Source organism: Neorhizobium sp. CSC1952 (assembly GCF_030378245.1).
In the GTDB taxonomy this organism is placed as follows: Bacteria; Pseudomonadota; Alphaproteobacteria; order Rhizobiales; family Rhizobiaceae; genus Neorhizobium; species Neorhizobium oryzae_A.
The window spans coordinates 2,899,351-2,918,132 of sequence record NZ_CP128416.1; the positions used below are offsets into that span (position 1 = coordinate 2,899,351).

The window sequence follows — 18,782 nt, forward strand, 5'->3', positions numbered from 1 at the left end:
GTAATGGAGGAGCTCGGCAATTTCTCGCCGGAAGAGCGGGCGGCGCAGGAGGAGCGGCTGCGCAAGGTATGGGAGACGCCGAAGGGCATCCGCTATTGGACCTCGGTCAACAACACCCAGATCGGCCTCTGGTACGGTGTGACCGCCTTCATCTTCATGCTGTTCGCCGGGCTGCTCGCGCTTCTGGTGCGCCTGCAGCTCGTCGTGCCGGAGAACGACCTCATCTCCGCCGACCTTTTCAATCAGGCGTTCACGCTGCACGGCACGGTGATGATGTTCCTGTTCGCCGTGCCGATCTTCGAGGCCTGGGCGATCTTCCTGCTGCCGTCCATGCTCGGCGCCCGCGAGCTGCCGTTCCCGCGGCTTTCCGCCTTCGGCTTCTGGAGCTTCCTGCTCGGGGGCATCTTCGTCTGCGGTTCGATCTTCTTCAACGCGGCCCCCAATGCGGGGTGGTTCATGTATCCGCCGCTTGCGACCGACAAGGAATATTCCGGCATCGGCGCCGATATCTGGCTGCTCGGCCTTTCCTTCATCGAAGTGGCCTCGATCGCGGCCGCCGTCGAGATCATCGTCGGGATCATGAAATGCCGGGCGCCCGGCATGCGCATCAACCTGATGCCGATGTTCGCCTGGTATCTGCTGATCGTCGCGGGCATGATCCTCTTCGCCTTCCCGCCGCTGATCGCCGGCGACATCCTGTTCGAGATGGAGCGGATGTTCGACTGGCCCTTCTTCGATGCGGAGCGCGGCGGCGATCCGCTGCTCTGGCAGCACCTCTTCTGGATCTTCGGCCATCCGGAGGTCTACATCATCTTCCTGCCGGCGATCGCGCTGATGGCGATGATCGTGCCGACCTTCTCGCAGCGGCCGATCGTCGGGTATTCGTGGATCGTGCTCGCGGCGGTCGGCACGGGGTTCCTGAGCTTCGGGCTCTGGGTGCATCACATGTTCACCACCGGCCTGCCGCAGATTTCGCTCGCCTTCTTCTCCGCGGCCTCGGAGGCGGTGGCGATCCCGACCGGCGTGCAGATCTTCGTCTTCATCGCCACCATGCTGGCCGGCCGGGTGATCTTCTCCGTGCCGATGCTCTTCGGCGCCGGCGGACTGATCATCTTCGTCATCGGCGGATTGACGGGCGTCATGGTGGCGCTGGTGCCGTTCGACTGGCAGGCGCACGACACCTATTTCGTCGTCGCCCATCTGCATTACGTGCTGATCGGCGGCATGCTGTTTCCGGTCGTGGCCGGCATCTACTATTATTTCCCCTTCGTCACCGGAAAGAGGCTGAGCGACGCCTGGGGCAAGGTCGCTTTCTGGCTGATGTTCTCGGGCTTCAACATCGCCTTCTTCCCGATGCATTTCTCCGGCCTGCGCGGCATGCCGCGCCGCGTCTTCACCTATCCCGAAGGCATCGGCTGGGACTGGTTCAACCTGATCTCCACCGTCGGCGCCTTCGTCTTCGCGTCCGGCGTGGCGACCTTCGTCGTCGATATCCTGCGGCCGAAACCAAAGCCGGAAGGGCGCAATCTCAATCCCTGGAATTCCGGCACGCTGGAATGGACGAGCGACCCGGCGGAAAGCTGGGGCATGCGCTCCGTGCCGATCATCACCAGCCGCTATCCTCTTTGGGATCAGCCGAACCTGCAGGCGGATATCGAAGCGGGGCGCTTCTACCTGCCGGATGCGAAATCGGGCTATCGCGAAACGCTGGTGACGTCGGTGCTCGATGCCGAGCCGATCCAGTGCCTGCGCGTCGGCGGTGTGTCCTACGTGACGATCATCGCCGCCATGGCGCTCGGGGGCGTCTTCATCGCGCTCACCTTCCACTGGTGGATCGCCACGATCGTCTCGGCCGTCATCACCTTCATCGCCATCGTATCGTGGCTCTGGACCGGCACGGCGCCCATTCCGGAAGCGCCGGAAATGGACGTCGGCCTCGGCAAGACGCTGCCGATCTACGTTTCCGGGCCTGCCTCGGTCGGCTGGTGGGCGATGTTCATCACTATGGTGGGCGATGGTACCGCCTTCGCGAGCCTCGTCTTCGGCTATTTCTTCTATTGGACGATCCATGACGATTTCACCGCGGCGGCTCAAGGGCCCGGCATGTTCTGGCCGATGGCGGCACTGGCGCTTTTCGTGATCGCCTGGGGGCTGACGCTTCTTGCCCGGGAACTCAATGAAAAAGGACCGGCGGGGGCACGGCTCGCGCTTGTCGCGGCCTGCCTCGTCACGGTCGCCGCCTCGCTCGCGGGCCTGGCCGGACCGTATCTCCACGGCATGGAGCCGACCTCCAACGTCTATCCGGCCATCGTATGGATCCTGGCGATCTGGACGGTCGCCCATGGGGCGATCGGCGCGATCATGCAACTCTATTGCCTGGCGCGCAGTTTCGCCGGCAGGATGACCGCCGAATACGACCAGGATATCCGCAATGTCGCGCTCTATTGGCACTTCACGGCCGTCACCGCCGTCGTGACCTTCGGAGTGATCGGCCTCTTTCCGCTGGTGGCATCATGAAAAGCTTCATTCCGCGCGAGATCGAAACGCTCTGGACGCTCTTCACCGCGCCGACGGTCTGGGCACTGCATTTCGTCGTCTGCTACGTCACCGTGGCGGTTTTCTGCGCCAAGGGCCTTGCCCTTCATCTTTCGTTCGAGACGGTCCGCATCGGCCTCGGCGTCTTCACCCTGCTGGCTCTCGCGATGATCGTGCTCTCGGCCTTTCTCGCCTGGCGGCAATGGGGTTTCGGATCGGGAGACCCTCCCCACGACGCGCCGACCCGCCAGGACCGCAGGTTCTTCCAGGGTTTCGCAACGCTGCTGCTTTCCGGCCTCAGCTTCGTGGCCGTCGCCTATCTGGCCATCCCGCTGATCTTCATCGCGGAGTGCCAGTCATGAGGGCGAAGCAAACACATATGGGGCGGAAGGTGCCGCATCCAGCCGATCTCCCCCCTTGTGGGGGAGATGCCCGGCAGGGCAGAGGGGGGTATGGCGATGGCACTCCCTTCGCTGGTATGGCTGCCGCGCCGCCGTCATACCCCCCTCTGCCGCCTTTGGCGCCATCTCCCCCACATGGGGGGAGATCAGAGGTAGTTCGCCGTGCCATCACTCCGTCCCTTTCGGCTTTCAAACGTGCAGCACTCATCGTTGGCTTGATCATGCTGTTCCTGCTCTGGGCGGTCCTGCTTCCCTTTGCGGACCGAAGCTCGTTTTCCGTCCATATGATCGCGCATATGGGCGTGGTGGCGGGCGCCGCGCCGCTCATCGCCATCGGCCTGTCCGGAACGCGCTTCGATTTTACCGCGGGCAGGGGCTGGCTGACGCCGCTCACCGCCTCGCTCATCGAACTCTTCGCCGTCTGGGCCTGGCATGTTCCCGCCATGCGGGCCCTTTCGGAAACCTCCACCTTCTTCGCGGCCGCAGAACAGGCCGTCTTCCTCGGCGCCGGCCTCGCGCTCTGGCTTTCCTGCCTCGGTGGTGCCGCGGACGGACGCGAGGAGCGGCGGCTTTCCGGCACGTTCGGCCTGCTCTTCACCTCCATGCACATGACGCTGCTCGGCGCGCTCCTTTCCTTGTCGCCGCGGCCGCTCTACGGTGAAGGGGTGGTGATATGTTTCGGCGTCACGCTCACCGCTGCGGCGGATCAGCAGGCGGGCGGCGTGATCATGCTGATGGTGGGAGCGGCGGTCTATCTGGCCGGCGGCGTGGCGCTGCTTGCCCGCACGCTCAACGGCGGCGCGCCGGAGGCTTTGGGGAGGAGGGATAGCCGATGAGGATCCGCCGAAAGCATCTCATCGGGTTGGTCGTGGCTTTGCCCCTGTCCGGCATGCTGTTCGCCTGGTCGGGGCTGATGGGCATCCAGGCCAGCACCGGCCATTGGGCCGTGACCGACTGGTTCCTGCACTGGGTGATGAGGAATTCCGTGCGCACCGCAGCGCTTTCCGTCGAGGTTCCGCCACTTGACGATCCGGCGCTGCTTCCGCCGGCGGCGGGGCATTACGAGACCGGCTGCGCCATCTGCCACGGCTCGCCGGCGCAGCCCCGTTCGGATGCGGTGCTCGCCATGCTGCCGTCGCCGCCGGACCTCAAAACGGTCGTGCCCGACTGGAGCGACGCGCAGCTCTTCGAGATCGTCAAGCACGGCGTGCGCTTCACCGGCATGCCGGCCTGGCCGACGCAGGCGCGCGACGACGAGGTCTGGGCCATGGTCGCCTTTCTCCGCAGGCTGCCGGAGATGGATACGAACGCCTATCTGCAGGCATCCGGCCTGCACGGCATCGGCACTGCCGGCGAGGTCTCGCCGCTGCCGATCACCTGCGAGAGCTGCCATGCGGAGAAGAAGCTCAACAACGGCAGCATCATTCCGCGGCTTGCCGGCCAGTCGGAGGCCTACCTGCTCAACAGCCTGCGCGCCTATGCCGAAGGAAAGCGGCCGAGCGGCATCATGCAGGTGGCGGTCGGCACATTGTCGGAGGAGAGCCTGCCGGGGCTTGCCGGCTACTATGCCAAACAGGCCCGGCCGCAACGGCCAGCCGCCGCGGCCGATCCGCAGTTGATGGAAAAGGGAAGGGAGCTTGCCGAGAGGGGAAGGGCGGCGGACAGGATACCCGCCTGTTTCAGCTGCCACGAAAAGCCCGGCGGCAATCCCGCCTATCCGTACCTTTCGGGCCAGAACGCCGCTTATCTGGAGCAGCAGCTCAGGCTGTTCCGTGAAGGCGTCCGGGGTGGTTCCTCGTTCAGCCACCTGATGACGGAAGCCGCCAAAAACCTGGACGACGAGGATGTCGCCGCTCTCGCGGCCTTCTTCTCCGGCCGCGAGAGCAAGGGGCCGTAAGGCCTCTCTCCTCCCCAGGAGCTTAAACCGGAATGACCATCATGTAGCAGGCCGCTATCAATAGAACGAAGCCTGCAGCTTCTACCCATTCCCTGACCATAGACGCCTCCGTCGCTTTGGTGGTGAATGAACGAGTCAATGGTATTTTAGTTCCATGAAATAGCCATAAACGTGGCAGGATCGCCGCAAATATGAATTGCCATGGTTAACGACTGTCCGCCTCGGCCCTGGCGCGGGCCGCTTCGAGGATGGCGCGGACCTCGCGGGCGGCGGAATTCTCGATCGCGAACGCGTCTTCCGGCAGCACGCCGGGGTCCTCTTCATTGTCCTTGAAGGTGGCGTCGTCCCTCAGGCGCCGCAGGAGCGCCGTGATGGTGACTTCGCCGCCGATCATCGCGGCCAGCAACTCGATCAGCAGTTCGCGGTGGGCATTCAGCCGCCCTTCCAGTTCTTCCGGTGCCAGCGCAGCCATGGCTCGCCTCCTCGTCGTGTTTTCCCTTTCAGGGAGATAGGGGAGGCTCGGGCGGAGGGAACAATCGCTCCAGCGGAAAGTTGACCTTTCGAGCAGGGACAGGAGGAAACCATGGCAGAGTTCGCCGGAACAGGGGGCGGGGGTAGGAAACATGATGTCCGCGACCGGCTGATCCTGGCGCTTTACGCCCAGCTGAAAGCGGAACGCCAGACGCGCGAGGCGCTGGAATACGTCATCCGCGAGGGCGCGCTTTCCCCGGAGGTCCTGGAAGCGATCGCCAGCGACCCGGTCCCTGTTGCGGCGGCCGAAGACGTGGTCGCGGTCGAGAAGGTCGTCGCGCTCGACGAACGCCGTCGGCGGGGTGCCGTCAGCAAAGCCGGGATCGGAAAATCCAACGGAGAAGATGGAAAATGAAGCGTTTGATCATCGCCCTTTCGGCTGTCCTGCTCTTGAGCGCCTGCGGCGACAGCGGCGAAAACCAGAGCGATCCGGTGAACAACACGCCGCAGCCCCAACCCGAGAACACCGCTCCGGCCGATCGCAGCAGCACGCCGCAGACGGGCACCGGCGGCCCAAGCCCCGCCAATCCACCCTCCGGCAATACCAGCACGCCTCCCGCCGGGTCCGGCAACCCGTGATCACGCGAACCATAATCGCGCGAGCCGGGAACGAAATGCTGTGCTGCACCATTAGTAGAGGACTTTTGTGAAAGGTGCGGCATGGATACCAAGGCGAACCGCTTCGTCGTCGAGCCCGGCTCATGGCTCCAGCTCGGCGCCAATTTCGACGGCGAAGGCGTCAATTTCGCGATCTTCTCGGCGCATGCCGAGCGCGTCGAGCTCTGCCTCTACGACAGCACCGGAAAGGTCGAGATCGCCCGCCTCGAGCTTCCGGAATATACGCACGAGATCTGGCATGGTTACGTTCCGGGCCTGAGGCCCGGCGCGCTCTACGGATACCGCGTCCACGGTCCCTACGATCCGGAGAACGGCCACCGGTTCAACCCGAACAAGCTGCTGATCGATCCCTATGCCCGCGAGCTCGTCGGAGACGTGCAGTGGAACGAGGCGCATTTCGCCTACGACCTCCTGCACGAGGACAAGGACCTAACCTTCGACGAGAGCGACAGTGCGCCCTTCATGCCGAAATGCCGGGTGATCGATCCGAACGAATTCGACTGGCAGGACCGGAACCGGCCGGACATTCCCTGGCCCGCGGCGGTTATCTACGAGACCCATGTGAAGGGTTTCACCCAGCTCAATCCGGGCATCCCCGAGAATCTGCGCGGCACGTTCGAGGGCATGGGCCACAAGGCCTCGGTCGACTATATCAGGAGCCTCGGCATCACCTCGGTCGAATTGATGCCGGTGCATTATTTTCCGGACGACCAGCATCTGCTCGACAAGGGCCTGAAGAACTTCTGGGGCTACAACACGCTCGGATTTTTCGCGCCGGCCTCCCGCTATTACGGGCCGAAAGGCATCCAGGGGTTCCGCGATATGGTGCGGAGCTTCCACGATGCCGGCATCGAGGTCATCCTCGACGTGGTCTACAACCATACGGCGGAGGGCAACGAGCTCGGCCCCACGCTTTCCTTCAAGGGCATCGACAACTTCTCCTACTATAGGACGATGCCCGACCAGCATCGCTACTACATCAACGATACGGGCACCGGAAACACGGTCAACACATCCCATCCGCGCGTGCTGCAGCTCATCATGGATTCGCTGCGGTACTGGACGGAATTCATGCATGTCGACGGTTTCCGCTTCGATCTCGGCACCATCCTCGGTCGCGAGCCGCAGGGTTTCGACCAGCGCGGCGGCTTCTTCGACGCGATGACGCAGGATCCGGTTCTTTCGAAGGTCAAGCTGATCGGCGAGCCGTGGGATATCGGTCCGGGCGGCTATCAGGTCGGCGGCTTTCCGCCCGGCTGGGCCGAATGGAACGACAAGTATCGCGATACGGTGCGCGAATACTGGAAGGGCACCAATGTCTCGACGGATTTCGCCGCCCGCCTGCTCGGCTCCGGCGATCTCTACGACCAGCGCGGCCGCCGGCCCTGGGCGAGCGTCAACTTCATCGCCGCCCATGACGGCTTCACCCTCAACGACCTCGTCTCCTATAACGACAAGCACAACGAGGCGAACGGCGAAGACAACAACGACGGCCACAACGACAACCGCAGCTTCAATTACGGCGCCGAAGGACCGACCGACGACGAAGGCATCAACGCCGTCCGCGACCGGCAGAAGCGCAATTTTCTCGCGACGCTCTTCTTCTCGCACGGCACCCCGATGCTGCTTTCCGGCGACGAGTTCGGCCGCAGCCAGATGGGCAACAACAACGGCTACTGCCAGGACAGCGAGATTTCCTGGGTGCATTGGGAAGACCTGCCGGAGAGCTGCGAGGAGCTGCGCGAGTTCACGCGTCACATCATCAAGCTCCGGCAGGAGCAACCCCTCCTGCGGCGGGAAAACTGGCGCGACGGCATGGACATCAAATGGTTCAACGCCGGAGGCGGCTTCCAGCAGCCGGAACATTGGGACGAGGGTTCGACGCTCGGTCTCTATATCGGGCGCCCGGACCTCCAGGAGGAAGAGGGCATCTGGCACGATGTCCTCCTGCTCTTCAATCCGTTCGAAGGCAATGTACCCTTCCGCATCCCGCAGTTCGGCGAAGGCGGCTGGGTGCTGGAACTCACCACGTCCGACATCGCGAAACGCGGGCTGGTGATCACCAAGGAAAAGGATTTCGAGCTCGAAGGCCGAAGCCTGGCGCTTTTCAGGAGGCCATGAGCTGAGATCTCCCGCGAAAGAAAAACCGGGCTGGTGGCCAACCACTAACGTAAATGTGGAATCGCTAAAATTTTATGGTTCTACATCACTTAGGCATGACCGCTGACAACCCAAAGCGGCCGTTGGATCGCGTTTGACCAAATCGACAGAATTAGAATAGACGATTGACGAGTTGTTCAGTCTGCCACGTTTTGAGGAAGTTCGCTTCTCGCGCGATCCAACTGACTGTGTTGCTCCCCCATTCGTTGGCGCGCGTTGCGTACTCTCCCATAAGCCAAAAATGGCGGACGATTACGAAGCATATGGCGGCTTCGAAGTCGTCTGATCCTATTGGCCGGACAGCCCGATAGCCCTCAATGAACGCATCCCACCTGCGTATTGTTTTCCTGCCGAAAGATACGTTCGCCCACAGAAAAACGGATAGGTCGTAAGCAAGGTATCCTGGGCCGCTATCATCAAAGTCAAAGAATACTGCTTCACCAACATCATTGATGCGCGAATTGAAGCCATGACAGTCCCCATGGCAATACGCCCAAGTCAGATTGCCGAATGCTTCAATTGCCCTCCCAGCCTCTTCAGCAATTCTTTTGAGATCGTTATACGCACTGACATCTTCGATAATTCCACTTTCCTGCAATCGGGCGAGAGGTCGCCACAGCAAATGCTCAAGATCAAGACGATACACCGCCCCATCCGAGGAGAATGCCTCCGACGCATTGTGCAGCATTGCAAGAGTCTTTCCGTTTGCCCACGCATCTCCAAGGTCTGTAGCGTGAGGTTCGCGTCCTTCCAGCGCTTGAAAGAGGACTCCAGAGCGCCAACCTTCCGGAGCATGGGCTTGGACGAAGAAGGTGCCTTCTCGCGTTGGAACGGGTGCGGCGACCGGGACGCCCGATTGCGAGAGGTGTATCAGAAACGCAGTTTCGGTTTTGACATCGGCCGGACCACGTGCCCTATGTTGAGAGAGGCGAAACACGTAACGCTCACCATTTTTGCCAGTGACGAGATAAACGTCATTCAGACCGCGTTGGAGCATTTGGCAGGAGACCGGCCCTTCGACCGCATAGTGTTCACCGATAAACTGTGTGATCGCCTCGATATGCAGGGTCGAATATAACGGACGAAGGTCGAACATGGCCGATGTCCTCAATAGCCTGGTAAGTCTCGGAGCTAAAGGGTCGTGAAGGCTCCATCAAAGTCAAGGGTCGATCCTCGCGCCCGCTCGTGGCGCATAGTTGCCATCGCCCTTCACGACCGATGGCAGTTCTGGTCCCTTTGAAGGGGAGCAGCAGCCGGAGCCGCTTTGGGGTTTCCGAAAAAATCCAGCAACGCGATGCCGTGAAGGTTAATCTAAAATATTCCGCATTTAAGTGAGTGGCTGGGGCTGGTGGCCCGGTTCTCATTTGCCGAGATGGCGTCCGGATCAGATCGTCGCCCGGCGCAGGTCGGCGGGGGCGGCGGCCGAGATCGGTCCCGACTTGCGCACCAGGTTGGCGTAGACGGCGGCATATTGCTGGGCGCTGCGCTCCCACGAAAACTTCGCCTTCATGCCCTGGTTCTGCAGCCGCGCCCACATTTTCGGGTCGGCATAGGCGTGCAGCGCGCGGCGAAGCGCCAGCCGCAGGCCGTCGGTCGTCACCGGGTGGAACTGGAAGCCGGTCGCCACGCGCGCGGACATGGCCGCGTCGTTGGCGTCGATGATCGTTTCCGAAAGCCCGCCGGTGCGCGAGACGACCGGCACGCAGCCGTAGCGGAGCGCATAGAGCTGGGTCAGCCCGCAGGGCTCGAAGCGGGAAGGCTGCACGATCGCGTCCGATCCGCCGTGGATCAGGTGGGCCGTCGGCTCGTCGTAGCCGATATGCACGGCCATGCGGCCCGGGAAGCGCGATGCGGTGTCCAGCAGCGCCTGTTCGATCTCGTGGTCGCCCTTACCGAACACGATCACCTTTCCGCCGTGGCGGATGACCTCGTCCGCCGTCTCGGCGAACATGTCGAGCCCCTTTTGCCACGTCAGGCGGCTGACCGCCGAAAAGACCGGACCTGGATGCGACGGGTCCAGACCGAATTCCTTCAGCAGGACCGCCCGGTTCTCGCGCTTGCGGCGCAGGCTGTTGACGTCGTAGCCGCGCGGCAGATGCGGATCGGACGACGGGTCCCAGACGTCGAGGTCGATGCCGTTGACGATGCCGCGCAGGACCGAGACGCGCGCGTTCAGCACGCCGTCCATGCCCATGCCGAACCGGGGCGTCAGGATTTCCCGCGCATAGGTCGGGCTGACGGTGGTGATCGCATCCGCCGTCTGCAATCCGCCCTTGAGGAAGCTGATGTCGCCAAAATATTCCATGCGGTTCATGGAATAGGTCTCGGGGGGCAGGCCGAGATTTCCAAGCAGCTTTGCGGAATACTGTCCCTGGAAGGCGAGGTTGTGGATCGTCAGCACGACGGGTGTCATGCAGCCGCGTTCGCGCATGTAAACGGAGGTCAGCGCCGACTGCCAGTCATGGGTGTGGACGAGGTCGGGAACCCATCCGGGCAGCACCCCGTCGGCGATTTCCGCGGCAGCCAGGGAGAGGGCGGCAAACCGTTTCCAGTTGTCGGGATGATCGGCGCCGGTTTCATCCACATAGGGACCGCCCGGCCGGTCGTAGAGGGCCGGCGCATCGAGAACGAAGAGGCTGAGGTCTTCGACGCGGGTATGCAGCAGCGAGGCCCGCTCCCCCAGAAGGCTGTCGAACGTGACAAGCGGCATGGCGCTCGTCAGTTGCCGCATCACGGCGGGATAGCCGGGGATCAGCGACGTGGTTTCGATGCCGAGGGGCGCGAGCGCCTTGGGCAGGGATCCCGTCACGTCCGCAAGCCCGCCCGTTTTGACGAGGGGGAAGACCTCGGAAGTGACCGAAAGGATCTTCATCTGCGGCAGCCCCGGCTTTCCGGAGGCCGGCCGGACCTCACCATCCCTCATGCTTCGCTGATCGCGATGCGCATCGCCGACCGGGACGTGAGCGTTCATCATGCCTGCCTCCGCCATAGTTCGTTCTTACCCTTCAGAACATTTCGGTGATGGCCGACGTTCCCTGTCGGGTTCGGATTCAGGCGGAGTTCAGACACAAAAAACATCCCGGTTCCCAAGGTAAAAATCCACCTCGCGGCGACACGCGTCGCCACGGCTATCAAATTGTTCGATATCGCGGGACCGGACGGCGCTATTCGCCGGCCGGAACTTTTCTGGAGCGCTTTTTGGCCGGTTCCGCCGAGGCCGGGATGGCTGCAGGCGTCTTGGAGGCAGTCTTTGCCGGGGCAGCGGCAGTCTTGGGTGCTGCCGTCTTGGATGCTGCCGTTCTGGGTGCCGCCGCCTTCGTAGCCGTCTTGGGGGAAACGGCCTTGGTCTTGGGCGCCGCTTTAGCCGGCGCTGCTTCCGCCGCAGATTTCCGCCGCCGGATCACCGGTGCTGCGTTCGAAGCCACGGGCTTGAGCGTCGCGTATTCCAGCTTCGCCCTTTCCCAATGCTCTCTATCCTTGCCGGCAGGGTAACCTTCCTCTTCCCACAATGCGTAGGCGCGTTTCTTGATCCAATCTTCTTCGGAATCCGCCATTATTGTCTCCATTCACCCGAGCGCCCCAACGTGCGCGGTACGGAAAAGTTCCTGTGTAAAAACGAAAAATCGGCATTTGGACCAACAGACGCGGCCACTACTCGAAAAATCTGCCCGGGGCGGAATTTTTTGGCTGTCGAACGTCTTGTCGCCGCCGGGAAGGAGACACGTTCAAGCTGAAAAAGGTACTGCTATATCCGTCCCTGCGCAACCGGCTGAGGACCATATTATGGATGAAACCGGTCTGCGTCCTATTACCACACCCACGACCTCGCCGGGGGCGTCCAGGGCGCATATCGCCACCGCCGGCTGCCTCCGCATTCCGGTACGGGCATGTCCTGCGGCAAAGAGAAAGCCCGGCCTTGCCGGGCTTTCCGTCGGCGGCAAACGGAAGGGCGCGGGAAAACGCCCGCACCCGGCCTTCCGAGGCGATCAGGCAGCCTTCTGGGCCGCCCTGTTGACCGCGGATTCGGCAAGACCGGTCAGCGTCTCGTCGGTCTTGGTTTCCTCCGCCAGCGTCTGCTGGAGAAGCGTGACGGCGTCCTTCAGGCCGAGCTGCTGGGCCCAGGCGCGCAACGTGCCGTAGCGGCTGATCTCGTAGTGCTCGACAGCCTGGGCAGCGGCGAGCAGGCCGGCGTCGAGCGCGGGATTGCCCTTGAACTCGTCGAGGATCTCCTCGCCTTCCTCGATGATGCCGTCGATCGCCGGGCAGGTCTTGCCCTGGGCGCGCTTGCCGATGATCTCGAAGACCTGTTTCAGGCGCTCGATCTGGCCTTCGGTTTCATCACGGTGCTTCTCGAAAGCCGCCTTGAGCTTTTCGTCGCGGGCACCGCGAGCCATCTTCGGAAGGGCTTTCACGATCTGGCGCTCGGCATAGTAGATGTCCTTGAGGGTCTCATAAAAAAGGTCGTCGAGGGTCTTGCTGGCCATTGCTCTCTCCTTGGATTTTTATGGGATGGTGTTCGGGTATTGCGAGGCACCTAACGTCGAGATGCCTCGGAAGGTTCCTGCCGTCTCAGCGGCTGTGCGAATGCGGTTCGCGGCCGCCCGGCGGCTTGTCGTAGAGATCTTCGACAGCCTTTTCCTGCCGCCTCTCTTCGCCCGGCGACAGGCGGCGGCGCTGCAGCAGCGCGTAGGCGATCGCGCCGCCCAGAAGGATGGGACCGAGCGCCACGACCATGAACCAGAAATTGTCGGCCATCGCTTTCTCCTTGTCGCTACGGATCAATGCCGTTCGGGGGCGATCCGCAGGTTGTTGCGGCAGGCGGTCACGCCCGCGACGTTCAGGACGGCCTCTTCGGCGCGGGCCTTGTCGGCGAGCTGCGCGACATAGCCTTCCAGAACAACCTCGCCGTTCTCCACCGAGACGGACATGTTGGTGGGGTCGAGGAAGGCATCCTGGGTCAGCTGTTCGTTGACGTCCTCAGCGATCAGATCGTCCGGACGCTCGTAGTCGCTCGGTGCCTTGCCGATCTGCTTTTCCTGTTCCGGTCGCTCGGCGAAAATGTTCGCTTCGCCCTGAAGATAACCGCTCGGGCGGCTTTCCGCCGGGCCTTCCCAACGGGGCCATTGCGAGGTCTCGCCGGGCCGGCCTGCTTTCGGCTGCTCATTTTTCATCGGCTTTCTCCTTGTCACGCTCCTTGTCGCGGGGGCGCCATCGCCCAATCGGAAAACCGATTGCGTGCCGCAAGGTTCCGCAATCCCGGCATCAATCGCTCCACCAGCGCAGGATGCCCTCGGTATCGGAGAGACGGAGCTGTTTGGAGAAACGGTTGCCGTAAAGCGCCAGCGACGCATCATGCGTCTCGTCTGACGTGCTGCAGATCGCGTCGGTGGCGAGGATGATCGAATAGCCGAGATCGATGGCTCCCAGCACGGCGGCAAGCACGCACACGTCGGTCTCGCCACCCGAAATGACGAGCGTGGTGACGTCCTGGTCCCGCAGCACATGGTGCAGGCGCCCGTCCAGCCAGGGCGAATAGACCATCTTGTCGAAAACGCGCGCCGGCGGCACCATGGCTTTCAGCTCCGGGAGAAGGTCGATCATGTGATCGCCGAGCTCGCCGCGCGTCATCTGCGCCCATCTTTCGTAATAATTCCGCCAGCTCCCTTGCGCTTCGTCAGGCGTCTTGGGGGTGACGAAGCGGGTGAAGATCGTCTCTGCCGGATGCGCCCCGGCGAGGGCGGCGGCGGGCTCGCGCACCCGCTGCATCCAGGGAATATGCCAGGGCGTATCCTCCGCGAACATGCGCTGCATGTCGACGCAGAGATGCCGGCAACGGCGCGGGTCTTCCATATCTGCCTCCACTTTGTCAGCGGGGAGGAACAAAGCGGCGACGAGAAAAGTTCCCGTGCTGCCTCACGGGAACCGGCGGCGCCCGAGCGGCGTTGCCGCAGGGGCCGCGGGACCTCGCCCGGGGGACCTCAAAGGGAGACAGACATGCAGGATGGTTTGAAGATCTACCGGCTGGTGCCGATCGCGGCGCCCGACGATCCGAACTGGCAGAATTCGCCGCCGCACGGCGAAGTGGTCGTCCGGGCGAGAACCGCGGGCGACGCCCGCCTCGTGGCAAGCGGCGCGGAACTCGACTTCACGGAGATCGATGCCTCGCCCTCCGAAGGCAATTCGACGGAGATGGCGAGCGCATTCCGCAGCGAGAAGCTCTACACGGTGATCGAGGACGAAAGCGGGCGGTATGAGGCGGATGGGCCGCGCGGCGTCGTGGATGGGCGGGTGCGTACCGACAACCTGATCTCGACGCAGCTTTGACGGGTGCTATCGATCGGAGCGGCTGGCGATCTTTTCGTTGAGCGCCTTCTGGAGTTCACGCGCCAATTCGAGCAGGCGATCGGGAACTTCCTCCTTCTCGATTTCGGTCAGCAGGACCGAGACCTGACGGCTGACGCGTCGTCCCATCCTGATTTCCTGGTCCGCAACCGGATTGTTCTGCTTCGCCATCCCGACCTCTGAAGTAACGAATGCCCGGCAAATCAATGCCGAAACGATGTTCGCGCCCCATCCAAACCCTGGAACAGTCTCCTTACAGCAATATGGTTATCTTCGAATATCCCGAAAAAGTCACATACGACAAATGAATTCGGGCGACTTCCTATCCAGGAAGCCGCCCGAATTGTTCCAGACCGATTTCGCGATCGGCGGATTGTGCGACGATCAATGCTTCGGCGGTTTGGGCGTGCCGGTGGGGATGGAGGTCACCGTGGTCGAAACCGGATCGCTCGCCGGAAACGTATCCTCCAGGCCTTCGTTGAGCTGTTCTTCCAATTCGGTCGTCTCATGCTTCTCGCGCGCGGAGCGTTCTGCCGTCTTCTTCTCCCGGTCCTTCTGCGGAGCGTTGGGGGTGCTGCTCATGGATGCCCTCCTGTGCTGGATGTCGGGAGGAAACGGTTTGTCGCGGGACTTGTTCCGGAACCAAGCCGCGCCGGCGCGGGTTATCGGCGAAACGAAGGAGTTTCTGCCGTGGCGCCGCGTGTCTTCTGGAAAGGTTACCTGAAACTTTCGCTCGTCACCTGCCGCGTGACGATGACGCCGGCGGTCTCGGAAGGAGCCAGGGTCCGCTTCCACAACATCAACCGGAAGACCCGGAACCGGGTGCTGAGCCATTATGTGGATGCAGAGACCGGCGAGACGGTCGAGGACGACGACCAGGTCAAAGGTTATCCGAAGGGCGAAGACGACTACGTGCTCTTCGAGGACGAGGAGATCGAGGACGTGGGGCTCGAAAGCACCCGCACGATCGACATCGAGACATTCGTGCCGGAGGAATCGATCGGCTGGATCTGGTACGACCGGCCGCATTATCTGGCGCCCGACGACGAGGTGAGCGCGGAGGCCTTCGCGGTGATCCGCGAGGCGATGGCAAAGACGAAGACCGGCGGCATCGCGAGGCTCGTCATGTATCGCCGGGAGCGGGCCGTACTGCTTCTCCCGAAGGACAAGGGCATCGTCGTCTGGACGCTGCGTTACGGCGACGAGGTGCGCGATCCGGAGGAATACGCCGCCGAGAAGCCGAAGGAAAAGCCGGAAGCCAGGCACCTGACGATGATGAAGAAGATCATCGAGGAACGCACCGAACGCTGGAAGCCATCCATGGCCGACGATCCGGTGCAGGACCGTCTGCTCGACATCATCGCGGAGCGGAAGAAGGGCCGGAAAACACAAAGGCGCGCCGATGAGAAGGCGCCGGAACGGCCGAGCAACGTCATCGACATCACCAGCGCGCTCAGGAAAAGCCTGGAGGCGGAGCGGAAATCGCCACGGAAGTAATGGCTGAGGTTTGCCCTTACCCTCTGCCCGTTCTGACGGCAGGGCAACCGCATGTGGGCCTGCCCCTCATCCGGCTGCCGCCACCTTCTCCCCGTCAAACGGGGAGAAGGATGCGAGATGCAGGCTTCCAGTCCCCTCTCCCCGCCTGCGGGGACCGAAGGACGGGTTGAGACGGGTGCTCAACCCCGGCAAGGGCTGGGGTGAGGGGCAGCGCTCACTCAAGGAGGAGATGTTCTGAAGGGGAGATGTCCCAGGATCATCTTCTTAACTACCGCTTTCTCTTCCCCTCAAACTCGATCGGCGCTTCCGCTTTGCGGAAATCGCCCCAGGGGTCGCTCGCCTGCTGGGCGATGCGGGCCGGCGTGTTGTTGACGGTGAAATAATTGGGGCCGATCGCGCCGCCGAGCTCGTCCCAGGCAAGCGGCATGGAGACCGGCGCGCCGGGGCGGGCACGGGTGGAATAGGGCGCCACGGCGGTATTGCCCCGGCCGTTCCTCAGGTAGTCGATCAGGATCTTGCCCTTGCGCTTCGACTTGGTGATGGTCGAAACATACCTGTCGGGATCGTCGCCGGCCATGCCGTCGGCGAGCGCCTTCATCGCCGCCTTCACCTCCGGCCATTCCGCCTTCGGCCTGACCGGAGCGACGACATGCAATCCCTTGCCGCCGGAGGTCTTGACGAAGGGAACCAGGCCCATGTCCTCGAAACGCCGCTTCACCTCGTGGGCCGCGGCGATGATGTCCGTCCAGGAGACGCCTTCGCCGGGGTCGAGGTCGATATTGACCATGTCCGGCTTTTCCCAGTCGTTGAGATTGGAGCCCCAGGGGTGGATTTCCAGCGCCGCGCCCTGGACGAGGCCGAGCAGGCCGTCGAGGTCGCGGATGGTGATGTCCTCCTCGCTCGGATCGGCGGGGTCCTTGATCAGGATCGCGTTCTTCGTCATGCCCTTCCAGCCGTGCTTCTGGAAGAAGAGCTGTTTGGTGATGCCGTCCGGGCCGCGGATCAGCGCCAGCGGCCGGTTGACGACGAAGGGCGCCATCAGCCGCCAGACCTCGGTGTAGTAATCCGCGAGACCGCCCTTGGTCACGCCGGCATCCGGCCAGTAGATCCGGTCCGGATGGGTGAGGTTGACCGTCCGTTTCGGCGGTTTCGGTTCTTCCGCTGCGCTCACAGGCCCGCCCTCCCGGACGATATCCTTCGGGTCCTTGTCTTCCCTCAGGCCCCGGAAGGCGGCATGGCGGATATGCGCATCCGCCGTCCAGCCGCGGAATTCCACCTCCGCCACCGTCTCGGGCTTCAGGAAGACGACGTCCTTCTTTTCCACCCCCGTGAGCTTTTCGTCAAACGGGCTCTTGTCGATGCGGATTTCGTTGAGCTTCCTGAAGAGCGATTGGGCCATCGCGCCCGTATAGCCGGTGCCGACGCGGCCGGCATGGCGCAGCTTGCCCTTCTCGTAATAGCCCATGACCAGCGAGCCGATCGCCTTGTTGGAGACGGAGGAGGGGACATAACCCGCGACCACGAATTCCTGCCGGGCCGAACATTTCGACTTCACCCAGTCGCGGCCGCGCCCGGGGCGATAGGGGGCTTCCGAGATTTTCGAGACGATGCCTTCGAGGCTCAGGCGGCAGGCATGTTTCAGCACCAGCCCGCCCTCGTCGCCGAAATGTTCGTTGTAGCGAAGGGCCGGGCCGCTGCCGGTCAGCAGCTTTTCGAGCGCCTCCTTGCGCCGCAGCAGCGTGGCGCCGGTGAGGTCGTAGCCGTCGAGATGAAGCAGGTCGAAGGCGAAAAAGGTGAAACGATCGTCGCGGCCTTCGCTCAGGTCCTGCTGCAGCAGCGAGAAATCCGTGGCGCCGGAGCCCGCCTCCACCGCCACCTCGCCGTCGATGATCGCGTCCTGGACGGCAAGCTTCCCGAATGCGGCCACGATGTCGCTGCCGAACTTGTGCGTCCAGTCGAGCCCGGTGCGGGTGAGCAGCCTCACTTCGCCGCCGTCGATATGCGCCTGGAGGCGATAGCCGTCCAGCTTGATCTCGTGCACCCAGCGTTTTCCGGAGGGCGCGCCCTTCACCAGCGTCGCGAGCTGGGGTTCGATGAAGCCGGAATGTCCCGCCTTCTTTGCGCCCCTGATCTTTGAGACGGCGATGCCGGGGGTTTCGGGCTCCGGATCGGCCTTGGCCTTCGTCCCGGCTTTTGCAGATCGCTTCCGCCTGGAAACCTGCCGGCCCCAGACTTCCGCGATCGTCTTTCCGGTTTTGACCGAAAGCGGCATTTCCTCCAGGACGTCCTTGTCGCCCTCGGCGCGGGCGAATTCGTCCTCGCCCTTGATCAGAAGCCAGTTCTCGCGCTTTTCGCCTTCCTTGTGGCCCATGCGGACCAGGTGCCAGCGGCCTTCCAGCTTCTCGCCCTTGAGCTCGAATTCCATATGGCCTTTCCGGTAAGCCTTGTGGGGATCGCCGATCGGTTCCCAACTGCCGCGATCCCAGAGCAGCACGGCGCCTGCGCCGTAATTGCCTTCCGGGATCATGCCCTCGAAACCGCCGTAGTCGAGCGGATGGTCCTCCACATGCACCGCAAGCCGCTTTTCGCCGGGCACCAGGCTCGGCCCGCGCGTCACGGCCCAGCTCTTCAGCACGCCGTCCATCTCCAGGCGGAAATCGTAATGCAGCCGGGTGGCGTCGTGTTTCTGGATCACGAAGCTGTTGCCGCCCGTCTTGCCCTTGCGGCCGCGAGGCACCTTTCCCTGGGGTTCCGGCGAGGCCTTGAAGTTCCGTTTCCGGTTATAGGTTTCAAGCGCCATG

20 protein-coding genes are annotated in these 18,782 nt (G+C 62.9%); 9 read left to right on the top strand and 11 right to left on the bottom strand.

The window, feature by feature from the left end:
* Positions 1-3 precede the first annotated feature (3 nt).
* The 4 genes from ctaD (at position 4) to QTA58_RS14080 (ending at position 4,833) form a co-directional block, all read left to right on the top strand.
* Positions 4-2,517, top strand: a complete 2,514-nt coding sequence (gene ctaD / locus QTA58_RS14065; protein WP_289669325.1) for a cytochrome c oxidase subunit I — start codon at positions 4-6, stop codon at positions 2,515-2,517.
* Positions 2,514-2,897 carry a hypothetical protein gene (locus QTA58_RS14070; RefSeq protein WP_085420395.1) on the top strand — a complete coding sequence of 128 codons (384 nt, stop codon included), beginning with the start codon at positions 2,514-2,516 and terminating at the stop codon, positions 2,895-2,897. The genes ctaD and QTA58_RS14070 overlap by 4 nt, the downstream gene beginning before the upstream one ends.
* A 116-nt stretch (positions 2,898-3,013) precedes the next feature.
* Entirely contained in the window at positions 3,014-3,772 is a 759-nt protein-coding gene (locus QTA58_RS14075; RefSeq protein ID WP_289669326.1) for a cytochrome c oxidase assembly protein, read from the top strand.
* Complete coding sequence (locus QTA58_RS14080) at positions 3,769-4,833, top strand: c-type cytochrome (RefSeq protein WP_289669327.1); 1,065 nt, start codon at positions 3,769-3,771, stop codon at positions 4,831-4,833. The genes QTA58_RS14075 and QTA58_RS14080 overlap by 4 nt, the downstream gene beginning before the upstream one ends.
* A gap of 205 nt (positions 4,834-5,038) precedes the next feature.
* Here QTA58_RS14080 and QTA58_RS14085 read toward each other — a convergent pair whose 3' ends face one another.
* Entirely contained in the window at positions 5,039-5,305 is a 267-nt protein-coding gene (locus QTA58_RS14085; RefSeq protein ID WP_289669328.1) for a hypothetical protein, read from the bottom strand.
* Between the two features lie 111 nt (positions 5,306-5,416).
* On the opposite strand from QTA58_RS14085, the gene QTA58_RS14090 reads away from it, so the two are divergent.
* The 3 genes from QTA58_RS14090 (at position 5,417) to glgX (ending at position 8,103) form a co-directional block, all read left to right on the top strand.
* Positions 5,417-5,719, top strand: coding sequence for a hypothetical protein (locus tag QTA58_RS14090; protein ID WP_085420392.1), 303 nt, complete (start codon positions 5,417-5,419; stop codon positions 5,717-5,719).
* On the top strand, positions 5,716-5,943 hold the full coding sequence (locus tag QTA58_RS14095) for a membrane lipoprotein lipid attachment site-containing protein (protein ID WP_085420391.1): 228 nt from the start codon (positions 5,716-5,718) through the stop codon (positions 5,941-5,943). The genes QTA58_RS14090 and QTA58_RS14095 overlap by 4 nt, the downstream gene beginning before the upstream one ends.
* A gap of 81 nt (positions 5,944-6,024) precedes the next feature.
* Entirely contained in the window at positions 6,025-8,103 is a 2,079-nt protein-coding gene (glgX, locus tag QTA58_RS14100) for a glycogen debranching protein GlgX (RefSeq protein WP_289669330.1), read from the top strand.
* A gap of 151 nt (positions 8,104-8,254) precedes the next feature.
* Here glgX and QTA58_RS14105 read toward each other — a convergent pair whose 3' ends face one another.
* From QTA58_RS14105 to QTA58_RS14135, 7 genes are all read right to left on the bottom strand, one after another.
* Entirely contained in the window at positions 8,255-9,238 is a 984-nt protein-coding gene (locus QTA58_RS14105; RefSeq protein ID WP_289669331.1) for a phosphotransferase, read from the bottom strand.
* Between the two features lie 288 nt (positions 9,239-9,526).
* Positions 9,527-11,014 carry a glycogen synthase GlgA gene (gene glgA, locus QTA58_RS14110; RefSeq protein WP_289673169.1) on the bottom strand — a complete coding sequence of 496 codons (1,488 nt, stop codon included), beginning with the start codon at positions 11,012-11,014 and terminating at the stop codon, positions 9,527-9,529.
* 292 nt (positions 11,015-11,306) lie between these two features.
* Entirely contained in the window at positions 11,307-11,696 is a 390-nt protein-coding gene (locus QTA58_RS14115; RefSeq protein ID WP_289669332.1) for a DUF2934 domain-containing protein, read from the bottom strand.
* A 432-nt stretch (positions 11,697-12,128) separates the two neighbouring features.
* Positions 12,129-12,626 carry a ferritin-like domain-containing protein gene (locus QTA58_RS14120; RefSeq protein WP_085420388.1) on the bottom strand — a complete coding sequence of 166 codons (498 nt, stop codon included), beginning with the start codon at positions 12,624-12,626 and terminating at the stop codon, positions 12,129-12,131.
* A gap of 85 nt (positions 12,627-12,711) precedes the next feature.
* Positions 12,712-12,897, bottom strand: coding sequence for a hypothetical protein (locus QTA58_RS14125; RefSeq protein ID WP_289669333.1), 186 nt, complete (start codon positions 12,895-12,897; stop codon positions 12,712-12,714).
* Between the two features lie 23 nt (positions 12,898-12,920).
* Positions 12,921-13,313 (bottom strand): BON domain-containing protein, encoded by a 393-nt coding sequence (locus QTA58_RS14130; RefSeq protein ID WP_289669334.1) that lies wholly within the window; start codon positions 13,311-13,313, stop codon positions 12,921-12,923.
* Between the two features lie 91 nt (positions 13,314-13,404).
* Positions 13,405-13,992: an isochorismatase family cysteine hydrolase gene (locus QTA58_RS14135; RefSeq protein ID WP_289669335.1), complete on the bottom strand. Its 588-nt coding sequence runs from the start codon at positions 13,990-13,992 to the stop codon at positions 13,405-13,407.
* 144 nt (positions 13,993-14,136) lie between these two features.
* On the opposite strand from QTA58_RS14135, the gene QTA58_RS14140 reads away from it, so the two are divergent.
* Positions 14,137-14,466 carry a hypothetical protein gene (locus QTA58_RS14140; RefSeq protein WP_289669336.1) on the top strand — a complete coding sequence of 110 codons (330 nt, stop codon included), beginning with the start codon at positions 14,137-14,139 and terminating at the stop codon, positions 14,464-14,466.
* 6 nt (positions 14,467-14,472) lie between these two features.
* On the opposite strand, the gene QTA58_RS14145 is transcribed toward QTA58_RS14140, so the two are convergent.
* On the bottom strand, positions 14,473-14,655 hold the full coding sequence (locus QTA58_RS14145; RefSeq protein ID WP_085420383.1) for a hypothetical protein: 183 nt from the start codon (positions 14,653-14,655) through the stop codon (positions 14,473-14,475).
* A 213-nt stretch (positions 14,656-14,868) separates the two neighbouring features.
* Entirely contained in the window at positions 14,869-15,066 is a 198-nt protein-coding gene (locus QTA58_RS14150; RefSeq protein ID WP_085420382.1) for a hypothetical protein, read from the bottom strand.
* 108 nt (positions 15,067-15,174) lie between these two features.
* Between QTA58_RS14150 and QTA58_RS14155 the strand changes: the two genes are divergently transcribed.
* The gene (locus QTA58_RS14155) at positions 15,175-15,981 is read left to right on the top strand and encodes a Ku protein (RefSeq protein ID WP_289669337.1); all 807 of its coding nucleotides are present in this window, start codon (positions 15,175-15,177) and stop codon (positions 15,979-15,981) included.
* A 268-nt stretch (positions 15,982-16,249) separates the two neighbouring features.
* Here the strand turns inward: QTA58_RS14155 and ligD are convergent, their stop codons facing one another.
* Positions 16,250-18,781 (bottom strand): DNA ligase D, encoded by a 2,532-nt coding sequence (gene ligD, locus QTA58_RS14160; RefSeq protein ID WP_289669338.1) that lies wholly within the window; start codon positions 18,779-18,781, stop codon positions 16,250-16,252.
* Between the last annotated feature and the right edge of the window lies 1 nt (position 18,782).

What these genes read in the sequence shown, in the direction of transcription:
- QTA58_RS14085 (WP_289669328.1), bottom strand. Translation starts at nt 5,305, where the DNA reads ATGGCTGCGCTGGCACCGGAAGAACTGGAAGGGCGGCTGAATGCCCAC.
- QTA58_RS14125 (WP_289669333.1), bottom strand. Translation starts at nt 12,897, where the DNA reads ATGGCCGACAATTTCTGGTTCATGGTCGTGGCGCTCGGTCCCATCCTT.
- QTA58_RS14115 (WP_289669332.1), bottom strand. Translation starts at nt 11,696, where the DNA reads ATGGCGGATTCCGAAGAAGATTGGATCAAGAAACGCGCCTACGCATTG.
- QTA58_RS14140 (WP_289669336.1), top strand. Translation starts at nt 14,137, where the DNA reads ATGCAGGATGGTTTGAAGATCTACCGGCTGGTGCCGATCGCGGCGCCC.
- QTA58_RS14130 (WP_289669334.1), bottom strand. Translation starts at nt 13,313, where the DNA reads ATGAAAAATGAGCAGCCGAAAGCAGGCCGGCCCGGCGAGACCTCGCAA.
- ctaD (WP_289669325.1), top strand. Translation starts at nt 4, where the DNA reads ATGGAGGAGCTCGGCAATTTCTCGCCGGAAGAGCGGGCGGCGCAGGAG.
- QTA58_RS14070 (WP_085420395.1), top strand. Translation starts at nt 2,514, where the DNA reads ATGAAAAGCTTCATTCCGCGCGAGATCGAAACGCTCTGGACGCTCTTC.
- QTA58_RS14105 (WP_289669331.1), bottom strand. Translation starts at nt 9,238, where the DNA reads ATGTTCGACCTTCGTCCGTTATATTCGACCCTGCATATCGAGGCGATC.
- glgX (WP_289669330.1), top strand. Translation starts at nt 6,025, where the DNA reads ATGGATACCAAGGCGAACCGCTTCGTCGTCGAGCCCGGCTCATGGCTC.
- QTA58_RS14075 (WP_289669326.1), top strand. Translation starts at nt 3,014, where the DNA reads ATGGCTGCCGCGCCGCCGTCATACCCCCCTCTGCCGCCTTTGGCGCCA.
- QTA58_RS14145 (WP_085420383.1), bottom strand. Translation starts at nt 14,655, where the DNA reads ATGGCGAAGCAGAACAATCCGGTTGCGGACCAGGAAATCAGGATGGGA.
- QTA58_RS14090 (WP_085420392.1), top strand. Translation starts at nt 5,417, where the DNA reads ATGGCAGAGTTCGCCGGAACAGGGGGCGGGGGTAGGAAACATGATGTC.
- QTA58_RS14150 (WP_085420382.1), bottom strand. Translation starts at nt 15,066, where the DNA reads ATGAGCAGCACCCCCAACGCTCCGCAGAAGGACCGGGAGAAGAAGACG.
- QTA58_RS14120 (WP_085420388.1), bottom strand. Translation starts at nt 12,626, where the DNA reads ATGGCCAGCAAGACCCTCGACGACCTTTTTTATGAGACCCTCAAGGAC.
- QTA58_RS14135 (WP_289669335.1), bottom strand. Translation starts at nt 13,992, where the DNA reads ATGGAAGACCCGCGCCGTTGCCGGCATCTCTGCGTCGACATGCAGCGC.
- glgA (WP_289673169.1), bottom strand. Translation starts at nt 11,014, where the DNA reads ATGAAGATCCTTTCGGTCACTTCCGAGGTCTTCCCCCTCGTCAAAACG.
- QTA58_RS14080 (WP_289669327.1), top strand. Translation starts at nt 3,769, where the DNA reads ATGAGGATCCGCCGAAAGCATCTCATCGGGTTGGTCGTGGCTTTGCCC.
- ligD (WP_289669338.1), bottom strand. Translation starts at nt 18,781, where the DNA reads ATGGCGCTTGAAACCTATAACCGGAAACGGAACTTCAAGGCCTCGCCG.
- QTA58_RS14095 (WP_085420391.1), top strand. Translation starts at nt 5,716, where the DNA reads ATGAAGCGTTTGATCATCGCCCTTTCGGCTGTCCTGCTCTTGAGCGCC.